At 42.9% G+C, this 14,255-nt stretch carries 15 protein-coding genes; all 15 read left to right on the top strand.

Annotated elements, in window-relative coordinates:
- Positions 1 to 59 precede the first annotated feature (59 nt).
- The 15 genes from ACQKFG_RS15925 (at position 60) to rpiB (ending at position 14,236) form a co-directional block, all read left to right on the top strand.
- Positions 60 to 917, top strand: coding sequence for a class II fructose-bisphosphate aldolase (locus tag ACQKFG_RS15925; protein ID WP_192207268.1), 858 nt, complete (start codon positions 60 to 62; stop codon positions 915 to 917).
- Positions 918 to 1,106: 189 nt separating this feature from the next.
- Positions 1,107 to 1,757 carry a fructose-6-phosphate aldolase gene (gene fsa, locus ACQKFG_RS15920; RefSeq protein WP_034315855.1) on the top strand — a complete coding sequence of 217 codons (651 nt, stop codon included), beginning with the start codon at positions 1,107 to 1,109 and terminating at the stop codon, positions 1,755 to 1,757.
- A 208-nt stretch (positions 1,758 to 1,965) separates the two neighbouring features.
- Entirely contained in the window at positions 1,966 to 3,249 is a 1,284-nt protein-coding gene (locus ACQKFG_RS15915) for a UDP-N-acetylglucosamine 1-carboxyvinyltransferase (protein WP_192207267.1), read from the top strand.
- Positions 3,250 to 3,348: 99 nt separating this feature from the next.
- A complete protein-coding gene (gene glpX / locus ACQKFG_RS15910; protein WP_192207266.1) occupies positions 3,349 to 4,311 on the top strand; it encodes a class II fructose-bisphosphatase in 963 nt (320 codons plus the stop codon).
- 319 nt (positions 4,312 to 4,630) lie between these two features.
- Positions 4,631 to 5,920 (top strand): transcription termination factor Rho, encoded by a 1,290-nt coding sequence (gene rho / locus ACQKFG_RS15905; protein ID WP_228467574.1) that lies wholly within the window; start codon positions 4,631 to 4,633, stop codon positions 5,918 to 5,920.
- A 149-nt stretch (positions 5,921 to 6,069) separates the two neighbouring features.
- On the top strand, positions 6,070 to 6,270 hold the full coding sequence (gene rpmE, locus ACQKFG_RS15900) for a 50S ribosomal protein L31 (protein WP_034315847.1): 201 nt from the start codon (positions 6,070 to 6,072) through the stop codon (positions 6,268 to 6,270).
- Between the two features lie 138 nt (positions 6,271 to 6,408).
- Positions 6,409 to 7,014: a thymidine kinase gene (locus tag ACQKFG_RS15895; RefSeq protein ID WP_034315845.1), complete on the top strand. Its 606-nt coding sequence runs from the start codon at positions 6,409 to 6,411 to the stop codon at positions 7,012 to 7,014.
- A gap of 201 nt (positions 7,015 to 7,215) precedes the next feature.
- Positions 7,216 to 7,671 carry a hypothetical protein gene (locus ACQKFG_RS15890; RefSeq protein ID WP_192207265.1) on the top strand — a complete coding sequence of 152 codons (456 nt, stop codon included), beginning with the start codon at positions 7,216 to 7,218 and terminating at the stop codon, positions 7,669 to 7,671.
- A 159-nt stretch (positions 7,672 to 7,830) separates the two neighbouring features.
- Complete coding sequence (gene prfA / locus ACQKFG_RS15885) at positions 7,831 to 8,901, top strand: peptide chain release factor 1 (protein WP_192207264.1); 1,071 nt, start codon at positions 7,831 to 7,833, stop codon at positions 8,899 to 8,901.
- Positions 8,902 to 8,908: 7 nt separating this feature from the next.
- Positions 8,909 to 9,763 carry a peptide chain release factor N(5)-glutamine methyltransferase gene (prmC, locus tag ACQKFG_RS15880; protein ID WP_427560515.1) on the top strand — a complete coding sequence of 285 codons (855 nt, stop codon included), beginning with the start codon at positions 8,909 to 8,911 and terminating at the stop codon, positions 9,761 to 9,763.
- 152 nt (positions 9,764 to 9,915) lie between these two features.
- Positions 9,916 to 10,848, top strand: a complete 933-nt coding sequence (gene spoIIR / locus ACQKFG_RS15875) for a stage II sporulation protein R (RefSeq protein ID WP_427560513.1) — start codon at positions 9,916 to 9,918, stop codon at positions 10,846 to 10,848.
- 289 nt (positions 10,849 to 11,137) lie between these two features.
- Positions 11,138 to 12,187 (top strand): L-threonylcarbamoyladenylate synthase, encoded by a 1,050-nt coding sequence (locus ACQKFG_RS15870; RefSeq protein ID WP_427560510.1) that lies wholly within the window; start codon positions 11,138 to 11,140, stop codon positions 12,185 to 12,187.
- Between the two features lie 74 nt (positions 12,188 to 12,261).
- A complete protein-coding gene (locus tag ACQKFG_RS15865; RefSeq protein ID WP_427560507.1) occupies positions 12,262 to 12,828 on the top strand; it encodes a manganese efflux pump MntP family protein in 567 nt (188 codons plus the stop codon).
- A gap of 143 nt (positions 12,829 to 12,971) precedes the next feature.
- Positions 12,972 to 13,415, top strand: coding sequence for a low molecular weight protein arginine phosphatase (locus ACQKFG_RS15860; protein WP_427560504.1), 444 nt, complete (start codon positions 12,972 to 12,974; stop codon positions 13,413 to 13,415).
- A 374-nt stretch (positions 13,416 to 13,789) separates the two neighbouring features.
- Positions 13,790 to 14,236, top strand: a complete 447-nt coding sequence (gene rpiB, locus ACQKFG_RS15855) for a ribose 5-phosphate isomerase B (RefSeq protein ID WP_191930440.1) — start codon at positions 13,790 to 13,792, stop codon at positions 14,234 to 14,236.
- Positions 14,237 to 14,255 lie beyond the last annotated feature (19 nt).

Genomic DNA, 14,255 nt, shown 5'->3' with positions numbered 1-14,255 from the left:
GAATATCTAGAAAGAATTAACTTTAAAAATCATAACATCCACTAGTAGGAGGAAATCAAATGCCTTTAGTTTCTATGAAAGATATGCTTAATAAAGCTCTTGATGAAAAATATGCAGTAGGTCAATTCAATATCAATAACCTTGAATGGACTCAAGCTATTTTAGCCGCTGCAGAACAAGAAAAATCTCCAGTCATCCTTGGTGTTTCCGAAGGTGCTGCCCGTCATATGGGTGGTTTTAAAACGACTGTCATGATGGTTCAAGGATTGTTGGAAGACATGAAAATCACTGTTCCTGTGGCGATTCACCTTGACCATGGTTCAAGTTTTGATAAATGTAAGGAAGCTATCGAAGCCGGATTCACTTCAGTAATGATCGATGCTTCACATCATCCGATCGATGAAAATATCGAAACAACCAAGAAGGTTGTCGAATTCGCTCACGCACGGAATGTTTCGGTTGAAGCGGAAGTGGGCACGGTTGGCGGACAAGAAGATGATGTAATCGCTGATGGAGTCGTATATGCAGACCCTCAAGAATGTGAACAGTTAGTTAAAGAAACGGATGTCGACTGTTTTGCTCCAGCTTTGGGATCCGTTCACGGACCATACAAAGGTGAACCTAACCTAGGCTATAAAGAAATGGAAGAAGTACGTGATTTAACGAAGAAACCACTTGTTCTTCATGGCGGTACAGGCATACCCACGAAAGATATCCAAAAAGCCATTTCACTTGGAACATCAAAAATCAATGTGAATACGGAAAATCAAATTGTGTTCACAAAAGCGGTTCGTGAAATTTTGAATAATGATTCTGAAGTGTACGATCCACGTAAATACATGGTACCTGGCCGTGAAGCCATTAAAGAAACTGTCATCGGCAAAATACGTGAATTCGGTTCAAACGGCAAAGCATAATTTAGAAACGTAACATAAGGGTTCCATCCCCTTAAATGTAAGATGATAAAGGCTATATTCCCATTGGGGGGGCTCCCCCCTAATGGTTTCTTTTAGATGCAGGGCTGAATCCGGGCTCCATTTTTAGAACAATTAGAATTCAGAGGCATATAGGGAAATAAAAAATCGATTACATACGGAGGATATTTTATGAAATTCTTTATAGATACAGCAAACATGGAAGAAATCAAACAAGCGCACGAACTTGGCGTTTTAGCAGGCGTTACGACTAACCCGTCCCTTGTTGCAAGAGAAAAGGGAGTTTCTTTCCATGACCGGCTAAAAGAAATCACAAGCCTTGTTAAGGAATCCGTTTCTGCTGAAGTCATTGCGCTTGATTTTGAAGGAATGATGGCTGAAGCCAAGGAACTCGTTGCCATTGCACCTAATATCACGATTAAAGTGCCAATGACCCCAGACGGCTTGAAGGCTGTTTCAGCACTTACAAAACAAGGTGTCAAAACGAATGTCACGCTTATTTTCAGTGCCAACCAAGCTTTATTGGCAGCTAGGGCAGGAGCAACTTATGTATCGCCATTTTTAGGACGCTTGGACGACATCGGCCAAAATGGACTTGATTTAATTTCGGATATTGCCGACATATTTGCGATCCATGATATCAATGCTGAGATCATTGCAGCTTCCATCCGCCATCCAATGCATATTACAGAAGCAGCTCTTAAAGGGGCACATATTGCAACAATCCCTTATAAAGTTTTAATGCAATTATTCCACCACCCATTAACGGATAAAGGGATTGAAGCTTTCTTGAACGATTGGAATTCACGTACTGAAGCATAATGCCTTGCCGCTAAGTCGCTATAGATTGCACCTTTTTAATAAAATTAACATAAATTAGAAATTTTTATCTTTTTTTTACATGAATTTTCTACTTTTGTGTAAACTAAAGAACTAGATAGTAAATGTTGTCGGATTATGCAATTTTCCTGTGGTAAAATATTACTTTTGAAAGTAGCTTCTAAGTGCTTAGCGTGGAAGGGAGTTTATTATGGAAAAACTTAAAATTGCCGGTGGCTATCCTTTAAAGGGAAGCATTCGTGTCAGCGGAGCAAAAAATAGTGCGGTTGCCCTTATTCCGGCAACAATTTTAGCGGACTCTCCCGTAACGATTGAAGGCCTGCCTGATATCTCGGATGTACAGATGCTGAAAGCGTTAATGGAGGAAATTGGCGGTGAGGTATCCTTTGATGAAGGAGAAATGACAGTCAATCCAAGCAGGATGATTTCAATGCCTCTCCCCAATGGAAGGGTCAAGAAGTTACGTGCCTCTTATTATTTGATGGGAGCAATGCTTGGTAAATTCAAAAAGGCAGTGATTGGCTTGCCTGGAGGCTGCCATTTGGGACCCCGTCCGATAGATCAACATATTAAGGGGTTCGAAGCACTAGGCGCTCAAGTGACGAATGAACAAGGAGCCATTTACCTTAGGGCGGACGAGCTCCGGGGAGCACGCATATATTTGGATGTCGTTAGTGTAGGGGCAACGATCAACATCATGCTTGCCGCCGTTTTGGCCAAAGGCCGCACTGTGATTGAAAATGCCGCGAAAGAACCGGAAATCATCGATGTTGCCACACTGTTGACCAATATGGGAGCGAAAATAAAGGGTGCAGGAACGGATATCATTCGTATTGATGGTGTGGAAAGTTTGCATGGGTGCAAGCATACGATCATACCGGATCGGATTGAGGCCGGTACTTTCATGATTTTAGCCGCTGCTGTTGGTGAAGGGATTCTGATCGATAATGTCATTCCCCAGCATTTGGAGTCATTGACTGCCAAATTAAGGGAAATGGGGATTAATATTGAAGCGGGTGATGACCAGATATTTGTCTCACCGGGAGAAAAATATAAAGCCGTTGATATCAAGACATTGGTTTACCCTGGATTCCCAACAGATCTTCAGCAACCTTTCACTTCCCTCTTAACAAAAGCAAGCGGTTCTAGCATGGTGACCGATACGATATACGGGGCACGGTTTAAGCATATTGATGAACTGCGACGCATGAATGCGAAGATCAAAGTCGAGGGCAGAGCAGGCATCGTCGATGGTCCTGTCCAACTTCATGGGGCAAAAGTGAAGGCAAGCGATTTACGTGCCGGAGCAGCTCTTGTAATCGCTGGTTTAATGGCTGAGGGGATTACGGAAGTGACTGGGCTTGAACATATAGATCGCGGATATAGCCATCTTGTTGAAAAACTTTCTGGTTTGGGAGCGACGATTTGGCGTGAAGAAATGACGCAAGAAGAAGTGGAGCAGCTTAAAAGCTGATCCCTTTTCTTGTTACCTCATTGTGTTACTATATATGATATAATGTGTTATACTAATATATAAATAAATCATGCTAGTGTACATGAGGGGGAACCGGAAATGGAAAGAAGTTTATCGATGGAGCTTGTCCGCGTAACAGAGGCGGCGGCACTGAATTCAGCTCGTTGGATGGGAAGAGGAAAGAAAGACGAAGCAGATGATGCAGCAACAACTGCAATGCGGGATGTTTTCAATACTATTCCCATGCAAGGAACGGTTGTAATCGGTGAAGGGGAAATGGATGAAGCGCCAATGCTTTATATTGGCGAAAAACTTGGTACTGGTCTTGGGCCGCTAGTGGATGTTGCTGTTGATCCTTTGGAAGGAACGAACATCGTTGCATCTGGCGGCTGGAATGCATTGGCTGTATTGGCGATAGCCGATAAGGGGAACTTGCTTCATGCCCCGGATATGTATATGGATAAAATAGCTGTCGGACCCGAGGCTGTTGGCCAGATTGATATCAATGCTTCCGTCTTGGACAACCTGAAAGCGGTAGCCAAGGCAAAGAATAAAGATATCGAAGACGTGGTTGCAACAGTATTGAACCGTGATCGTCATTCGAAGATCATTCATGAACTTCGTGAGGCGGGGGCACGTATCAAGTTGATCAACGATGGAGATGTAGCGGGAGCCATAAATACGGCCTTCGATCTTACCGGTGTCGATATCTTATTCGGTTCTGGCGGGGCTCCAGAGGGAGTTATTGCAGCCGTTGCCTTGAAATGCCTTGGAGGGGAAATTCAGGGTAAGCTCGTTCCTCATAGCGATGAAGAAGTGGAACGCTGTGGGAAAATGGGCCTTGATTTAGGAAAAGTCCTCAGAATGGAAGACCTTGTTCGCGGAGATGACGCAATTTTTGCTGCAACAGGTGTGACTGATGGAGAACTTTTACGCGGTGTACAATTTAAAGGACATTACGGTGAAACACAATCCGTGGTCATGCGTGCTAAATCCGGTACCGTTCGATTCATTGATGGGCGTCACAGTCTTAAGATTAAACCGAATGGCTTGATTGACTGATAGCGTGTTTTAGAAAAATCACTTTTAAAAAGCGAGCGGTTTCATCGCTCGCTTTCTCTTTAAAAAAATTTAAGTTGAATAATTAAAATAAAAAAAGTAAAATAAAGCTTGGTCTACTATTAATAAATTGAAAATCTGCCCTTTCACTCCAAACTTCAAGAAGCCTTCAAATAATTTTCTTCTTTACATGTAAAAATGTATCATCCTTTCTAAGAAAACTCTGGTCGGGTACATGGATTGAGGTTTTTCTTCCATCTAACAAACCATTTCTTTTTCAGTATGGGTGAAAACGTTTAATTAATAAAAGTGTGGTGTCATAATGAATTTAACTATTTCTAATTTAGAAAACATGAAACTAAAGGATCTATATGAGCACGCGCGTGAATATAAAGTTTCCTATTACAGCAAACTTTCAAAAAAGGAACTTATATTCGCTATCCTGAAAGCACAAGCTGAGCAGGATGGTCTCCTATTCATGGAGGGCGTTTTAGAGATCATACCTTCAGAGGGCTTTGGTTTCCTGCGTCCAATTAATTATTCTCCAAGCTCGGAGGATATTTATATTTCTGCTTCACAGATCCGCAGGTTCGATTTGCGAAATGGAGATAAAGTGTCCGGTAAGGTAAGGCCTCCAAAAGAAAACGAGCGCTATTATGGATTGCTGCATGTCGAAGCAGTCAATGGCGATAATCCGGAATCGGCTAAAGAGCGTGTCCACTTTCCGGGTTTAACGCCGCTGTATCCAAACAGGCAAATTAAACTGGAAACGACACCAAAGAACTTATCGACCAGGATCATGGATGTGCTGGCACCGGTCGGTTTTGGGCAGCGTGGTCTGATTGTCGCACCGCCAAAAGCCGGTAAAACGATGCTTATCAAGGAAATTGCCAATGCGATAACCACAAACCATCCCGAATCGGAATTGATTGTGCTGTTGATCGATGAACGCCCGGAAGAAGTGACGGACATTGAACGTTCCGTCGCAGGAGACGTGGTAAGTTCAACTTTCGATGAAGTGCCGGAAAACCATATCAAGGTGGCTGAGCTGGTATTGGAACGAGCCATGCGCCTTGTGGAGCATAAACGGGATGTCATCATATTAATGGACAGCATCACCCGGCTTGCCCGTGCATACAACCTTGTCATTCCGCCGAGCGGGCGTACACTATCAGGGGGTATTGACCCTGCTGCATTCCACCGTCCAAAACGCTTTTTCGGTGCGGCGAGGAATATAGAGGAAGGCGGCAGCCTGACAATCCTTGCTACAGCATTGGTAGATACGGGTTCAAGAATGGACGATGTCATTTATGAAGAATTTAAAGGTACGGGCAATATGGAGCTACATTTAGATCGTGCACTTGCCGAAAGACGCATCTTCCCGGCAATCGATATTCGTCGCTCGGGCACTCGTAAAGAAGAATTGTTAATTCCGAAGGATCGCCTGGATAAACTATGGGCCATTAGGAAAACGATGTCAGATTCACCTGATTTCTCGGAGAAATTCCTTCGCCGTCTAAAACAGACAAAGGGTAATGAAGAATTTTTCAGTAAGCTGGATGAAGAGATGACAGAAATGAAAAAGGGGCCAGCGAGCGTAAAACGTTCTTAAACCCTGTAAGAAACAAACAGTTGCACAACTAGTCTTAAGTTGTTATAATGAGTTCATGTGTTTTTACAATAAATGTGAGGGTGCTATTCCCTCAACTTGAAGTATATAACTCTGTTTCGAATGATTCAGGGCATAAGGAGCTGAAAAGAATGAAAACTGGAATTCATCCAAATTATAAGCTTTCAAAAGTAATTTGCTCTTGCGGAAACACTTTTGAAACTGGTTCAGTTAAAGAAGAGATCAAAGTTGAGACTTGTTCAGAATGCCACCCATTCTATACTGGTCGTCAAAAATTCGCTGAAGCTGGCGGACGTGTTGATCGTTTCAACAAAAAATACGGTATTAAATAAGCCGGACTTTTTAAAAAACAGGCAAGTATTTTTCTTGCCTGTTTTTTCTTTTCCATAAACAAGTAAGAATTTATATAAAGCCGGGTCGACTTCAATTATGGCCAAGGGATCGACAGGTGGAAGGGAGTAGCTGTTTCCATGTATGTAATGAAACAAACAGGCTGGATCGAGCTTATTTGCGGAAGCATGTTTTCAGGTAAATCTGAGGAATTGATTAAACGAGTCAGCCGTGCTCAATTTGCTAAAGAGCAAATAGCTGTATTTAAACCAGCTATTGATAATCGCTATGCGGAAGAGGCTGTCGTATCACATAATGGCTCTTCTGTGATGGCAAAACCGATTGCCCATTCAACGGATATTTTTAAGTATTTGGACAAGCCCCTGGATATCATTGCAATAGATGAAGTGCAATTTTTTGATCATGAAATTATCGGGGTTGCCCAGCATCTTGCGGACAGCGGTTATCGAGTGATCATGGCTGGACTCGATCAAGATTTCAGAGGTGAACCATTCGGTCCTATGCCTGTTCTATTATCGCTTGCAGAATCGGTGACTAAGCTGCAGGCTGTGTGTGAAGTGTGCGGATCGCCTGCGAGCAGGACACAGCGATTGATAGATGGGGAGCCGGCCTCCTATGATGAGCCGATCATCCTTGTGGGTGCATCGGAATCATACGAGCCCCGCTGCCGCCATCATCACGAAGTTCCGGGTAAGCAGGCTGTTGGGATTAAAGAACATATTTGAATGATGGTGCCCTATGATCCACTGAGATCGTAGGGTGCTTTTTTTATGAAGAAATGGTTGGGAATGATTATAAGGGGCGGAAAAACTGCCTGAGGTTGCATGACCAATACATGGAAGGGAAATAAAAGATAAATATTGCCCCATTTTGGGCAGGCTAACGGGGAAATGTTCTTCTTAACCAGTCAAAATGGAGGGAAAAATATGAAATCGAAACTGCTTATTATGACGGCCTTTCTGTTTGCTGTACTAACGGCATGCGGTCAAAATGACAATGCAATAAATAATGATTCGGAATATGGGGATCAATCCCGTGATGGCAGGGATTTTGTTGGCAAGGGTTTAAATCAGGTATCCAATAAGGATTGGGACAATGAAACGGAACGACCATCAGATCAGGTCCTCAACACACCTCATCATACATCCAATAATTCTCCATCCATGGGGCAGCAAATTGATAAAATCCGCGAAGTCATCGAATCGGAAACTAATTATGAGGCGGGCTCCGTTTGGTTTAATGGAAATACCATACATGTTACAGTCCATGATAAAGGCAAAATCAAGACGGAAAAAGAAAGAAATGAGGAATTGCAGCGAATACAAGGCATGATAAATAGGGTTGTGCCACAATATAATTTAGATGTCAAATTAAAGAAATAACGACATTTTTGAATCCTCTTTGACGTTGATTATTCACCTATACTATAATTAACCTAGAAGTGAACTGAGCTGGGGCACTAAGTACTTATTTATAGTTAGAAAAGATGGATTACTTCCAATTCGTTTCAGATGTTTTGGAAAATTTATGAGGTGAATAATTTGTTTGATCGTTTACAAGCTGTAGAAGATAGATATGAAAGATTGAATGAACTATTGAGTGACCCGGAGATCATTAATGACTCTAAGAAGCTAAGGGAATATTCTAAGGAGCAATCCAGCATTCAAGAGACCGCATCGACTTATAAGGAATATAAAGCGGTTCGTGAGCAACTCCAGGAAGCGAAAGCTATGATGGAGGAGAAACTTGATGCGGATATGCGTGAAATGGTAAAAGAAGAGATCAATGAACTTGATGAGACCATACAAGGCCTTGAGGGTAAACTGAAAATATTGCTTATTCCGAAGGACCCTAACGATGATAAAAACGTGATCATGGAGATCCGCGGAGCAGCAGGCGGAGATGAGGCGGCATTATTTGCGGGTAGTCTATACCGAATGTATAGCCGTTTTGCCGAGGTGCAAGGTTGGCGGACCGAAGTCATTGAAGCTAGTCCTACAGGGCTTGGCGGTTACAAGGAAATCATATTCATGATTAATGGAAATGGTGCTTATTCAAAATTGAAGTTCGAAAATGGAGCACATCGCGTTCAGCGGGTACCTGAAACTGAATCAGGCGGACGGATTCATACATCTACAGCCACGGTTGCCGTATTACCTGAAGCTGAGGAAGTGGAAGTTGAAATCCATGATAAGGATGTTCGTGTCGATACTTTTGCATCAAGCGGTCCTGGAGGGCAAAGTGTCAATACGACAATGTCAGCGGTGCGCTTGACTCATATTCCGACTAATACGGTTGTATCCTGTCAAGATGAAAAATCACAAATCAAGAACAAAGAAAAAGCGATGAAGGTTTTGCGCGCCAGGGTGTACGATAAAATCCATCGCGAAGTACAGGCGGAATATGATCAAAATAGGAAGCTTGCCGTTGGAACGGGCGATCGATCCGAAAGGATTCGCACTTATAACTTCCCGCAAAACCGCGTTACCGACCACCGTATTGGTTTAACGATTCAAAAACTGGATCAAATCATGGAAGGTAAATTGGATGAAGTCGTTGATGCATTAATCATGGAAGACCAATCTTCAAGGCTGGAAAATGCAGATGAGTAACTCTGCCGTGAAAGTGTTCGGAGCCCTTAAATGGGCTTCTTCTTTTTTAAAGGAAAATGATCGTGATGTCAATGCTGGGGAAATTCTGTTACAGCACTTTTTAAAACAAACTCGCTCCCAAATGCTGGCCAACCTTCATGATGAGCTTAGTGAAGCGGTTTTTGGGCAATTTAAGGCCGCTATTGAGCTGCATGCTGAGGGAACGCCCATCCAATATATTATCGGCCATGAAGAATTTTATGGACGGACCTTCTTTGTGAATGAAGAAGTGCTCATACCGAGACCTGAAACAGAAGAATTGATTTATTATACTTTACGTAAAATCCCAGCCATTTTTATGGAGGGACAGAAGCTTTGTTTAGCTGATATTGGGACCGGCAGCGGCGCAATCGCCATAACAATGAAACTTGAAAAGCCAAACTTATTGGTGACCGCCACGGACATAGCGGAACCATCGCTTGAGGTGGCGCGGAAAAATGCCGAAACGCTTGGTGCCGAAGTGGGGTTCACGCAAGGTGATTTGCTTTTGCCTTTCATAAACAAAAAACAGAAGGTGGACGTCCTTTTATCGAACCCGCCATATATACCAGATGATGATCATGAATCCATGTCAGTAGTCGTGACAGGTCATGAACCGCATCGTGCATTATTTGCCGGTATCGATGGGCTGGATTTTTACCGCCGCTTTATGGAGCAGTTACCTCTGATCATGAAGGTGCCTGGGCTGATCGGTTTTGAAGTGGGTACTGGACAGGGTGAGGCGGTTGCCGATTTATTGAAGCGAGCCTTTCCTGCTGCAGAAGTATCCATTACAAATGACATTAATGAAAAAGATCGAATGGTCTTCGCTGTATTAAAGTGATCCGTCTTCCCATGTGAGACGGATTTTTTTATGGAAACCATCCTCATTATCCTTTGGAATCTATATTTCCAGCTATCAACATTTTTTATTTTTTTACTAGTTTAAGATAGCTGGAAAATGGTGAGACTAATTCATGTGAGGGGGCGAAGGCGATGAAAACTAAACATTTAGCCATTATTTATCTATTAATCTTAACTATAGGAACGATCGTAAGTATATATATGCCTAAAGCGGAGATGGTCGGTGCAGAAGATACGAAGGTGATCCCGGATGAGGCGATTCGTCTGCGGATACTTGCTAATAGTGATGCAGAAAAGGATCAAGCGGTTAAACGGCTGATTAGGGATGAGGTAAATGAAGATATCACAAAGTGGGTCGAGGAACTTACTTCTTTGGATGAAGCGAGGGATGTGATCACCTCGCATCTGCCGGATATCCAAGCGACGGCTGAGGCAGTTATAAAGGAACAGGGTATGGAGCAGTCAGTTAAAGTGGATTTTGGACAAGCGGAATTTCCGACAAAACTCTACGGGCAGTATTTATATCCGGCAGGGGATTATGAAGCGGTGATTATCACGCTTGGGGAAGGGGAAGGCGCAAATTGGTGGTGTGTTCTATTTCCCCCATTATGTTTCCTGGATTTTTCAAATGGGACGGCTGTAAGTCAAAGTCCGATTGTCGAGGATGAGGGTGAAGGATCGTTGAATTCGGAAGGGAAGGCGCATGCTGCAACAAATGAAGAGGGTGAGCCCGTTGCAGCGGAAGAAGTTGAAGAAGAAGTGCTGGTTGAAAAAGAAAAAGAGCCCGAGGAAGTGGTTGAAGAAAAGGTAGTGGAGGAGAGCGTAAAAGAAGTATCGGAAGGAACGCTAAAAGAAAAGGTTACAGAGCCGGAAGTAAAGGAAGAAGTGACAGAAGTAAAAGACAAGGAACAAGTGACGAAAAAAGCCATTGATGGGAATGTTGAAGAAAACCAGGTTGAACTTGCGGCATCAGATAAACAAGGTCAACAATTATATGAAGGGGAAAAGGAGCCTGAGGTGGAAGTGAAGTCCCTGTTTGCAGAAATCTTCAATGATCTATTTTAAAAAGGGGGCAGATGCCCTCTTTTTTTAAAATCAGATAATTTCGTAAACATATCCACAGGGTTATTAACAAAAAATCAAAAAAGTCTGTCATTAATCATTAATATCCACAAACTTATCCACGGATTCGATGTGGTTATCCCCAATTTGTGGATAACACTTGAATTATGTGAATACTTCTTTTATACTTTCAAAGTATCTTAAAGTGAATTTATTACAATAATTTGAGAATATCGTTCATATAAAAGCAATTATATAAAATAAGAAACGTTAAAAGGCGATGGTGTTCAAGATGAAGACGAAAATTTGGTCAGTGGATAAAAATGTGGATAATTTACAAAGTTATCCCCAGATTACAAAATCAGCTGAATTATTAAAGGCAAATCAAGTGGTGGCTTTTCCTACAGAGACTGTTTATGGACTGGGGGCGAATGCCAAAAATGACGAGGCAGTCAAAAAAGTGTTTGAAGCGAAGGGGCGTCCGAGTGATAATCCTTTGATCGTTCACATAGCCTCCGATGACCAGTTGTCAGATATTGTAGAAGAGATTCCGGAACAGGCCAAGAAGCTGATGGCAGAATTTTGGCCGGGTCCTTTGACTTTGATCATGAAACGAAAACCGGGCCAGCTATCAAACCTTGTGACAGCTGGATTGGACACGGTGGCTGTCAGGATGCCAGATCATCAGGTTGCCCTAGGCCTTATTCGTGCAAGTGATTTGCCCATTGCGGCTCCAAGTGCAAATACTTCCGGGAAACCAAGCCCCACTTCAGCGAAACATGTTGAAGCTGACTTGATGGGCCGGATTGCAGGTATAGTCGATGGCGGGACTACGGGTGTGGGCTTAGAATCCACAGTACTTGACTGCACTGTGGAAGTACCTGTTATTTTAAGGCCTGGCGGGGTGACCCTGGAACAGCTGGAAGCGGTAATAGGTGAAGTCAGGCAAGATGTCGCGTTGAAGAATCAGGAAACAGCGCCAAAAGCCCCGGGCATGAAGTATACCCACTATGCTCCGAAGGCCCCCCTATATTTAGTCAAGGGTAATCAAACTTTCCTTCAGCAGCTTGTGGATGCAAAAAGAACTGACGGGTTAAAGGTGGGCATCATAGCGGCTTACGAACATCAACAGGATTATAAGGCGGATTACGTGGTTGTCCCAGGTTCATTAGCGGATTTACATACTGTTGCAACAGGCTTATATGATGCTTTAAGACAGTTTGACGAGCTGGAGGTCGATGTCATTTTTAGTGAAATGTTTCCTGACCATGGAATAGGAGCGGCGGTCATGAACCGGCTTGAGAAGGCTGCAGGTCATCAAATCATCAAGGAACATGTGTAATAAGGACTGATTTATCCTTCTATTTCTTTTCGGACATGCATAACATGTAGTAGGCACGTCCGAGGGGGATTTGAATGAATACATTTGCTGGAGAAATCATCACCTTATTGCTAATGGCATTCGCGCTGGGAATGGATGCCTTTTCAGTTGGCCTAGGAATGGGAATGTTTAAGCTAAGGTTGAGGCAAATACTTTTTATAGGGCTGACAGTAGGCATTTTTCATATTTGGATGCCCTTGCTTGGAATGGGGGCGGGCCGATTCATTTCAGAAAAATTCGGGACCTTTGCTACATACGCTGGCGGTCTATTGTTGATCATTCTTGGTATACAGATGTTTATCCCTGGTAAAAAGGATGGAGCTGGTGCCAGGGAAAATAAGATGCTGGCTCCTGTCGGAAAAGGTCTATTCATTTTTGCCATAGGGGTAAGCCTGGATAGCTTCTCGGTAGGATTGACACTGGGAATTTACGGTGCAAAAACGATTTTAACCGTTCTTTGTTTTGGGTTTGCTGCCACCCTATTAACGTGGGCTGGCCTTTTACTGGGTAGAAAAATGCAGGGCTTGGTTGGCGTGTATAGTGAGATTCTTGGCGGAAGCATCCTGTGTGCGTTTGGATTGAAATTATTGTTCTCTTTTTGATCCGCTTGAATTCATATCGTTACTTCCTCAACTGTTCCGATTACTGGAGCGGTTTTTATTTTTCTTCGGACATAATGAGAGTGATTTTTTTGACTATAATAAACGGGCGATAGCTTATAATGAATAAAAAAGGAGGCGTTAAAATGATCCGAGTATTATTTGTATGTACAGGTAACACATGCAGAAGCCCGATGGCAGAAGCGATACTGAAACATAAGAATATTGCGGGTGTTGAAGTGAAGTCCGCAGGCGTGTATGCTTCATCAGGCCAGGATGCTTCGCTGCATGCTAAAAATGTATTGGTTGAAAATGACATAGTGCATAATCATCATTCAACGCCCTTATCCGAGAAGGAAATGGAATGGGCAACTCATATTTTCACCATGACGGAAGGGCATAAATCTGCCATTACCCGTGCGTACCCCCAAATGATCGATAAGACTTTTACTTTAAAGGAATTCGTTATTGAGGATAAATATGATAGAGATATAATAGATCCGTTTGGCGGTTCTGAAGGCATTTACCGGGAAACGTTCAGGGAGCTGCAGGAATTATTAGAAGAATTAGTCAAAAGGCTTAAAGAATGAATGGGTACATAATGTGGTCGCTGAAGTAAAAAGATATTACTAAGCTTGTTGACCGTCAGTGCAAAGTGTAAGAATCAAGGCAGTCTCAAGGCTGCCATTGCAGAATAAGCATCTGCTGGAGCGGAAGAAGTGACGGCCAGGACAAGCGAATAAGCTCTAGTCATGGAAAATGTCGAAAAATCGGCAATGGAAATTTTAAAGTGAAAGCGGAAAAGGGTTAACAGGACCCTTACCCACTTTCACACTTGACATTTTACTGCAGGAAGCCCGAGTTGGTTTCCTGCTTCTTTGCGGGGAAAAAGGATGGACATCCTTTATCTTTTCATAATTTTGTGACACAATAAAATCAAACGAGAAAGCTAAGGAGGATTATGATGAAAGTTGCGATTGCTTCGGATCATGGTGGTATACATATCCGTGAAGAAATAAAGAATTTATTGAATGAGTTACAGATTCCATTTGAGGATTTTGGCTGTGAATGCAGTACGTCGGTGGATTATCCTGATTATGCCTTGCCGGTTGCTGAAAAAGTAGCGCGGGGTGAGTTCGATCGGGGCATTTTAATCTGTGGAACAGGAATTGGAATGAGCATTGCTGCAAATAAAGTCAAAGGAATACGATGTGCATTGGTTCATGATGTCTATAGTGCGAAATTGACCCGTCAGCATAATGATACCAATATGTTAGCGATGGGGGAACGTGTCATTGGCCCGGGTCTGGCCAGGGAAATTGCCCAAACATGGCTGACTTCGGAATTTGAAGGCGGGCGTCATCAAAACAGGATCGGTAAGATTGCGGAGTATGAAGGTAAACATAACTAATTTCTATGGTTTTTTGGAG

The organism is Peribacillus sp. NPDC076916 (assembly GCF_050269675.1).
In the GTDB taxonomy this organism is placed as follows: Bacteria; Bacillota; Bacilli; order Bacillales; family DSM-1321; genus Peribacillus; species Peribacillus aracenensis.
The sequence above is the reverse complement of the archived record's forward strand: the minus strand, read 5'-3'. Positions and strand labels throughout refer to the sequence as shown.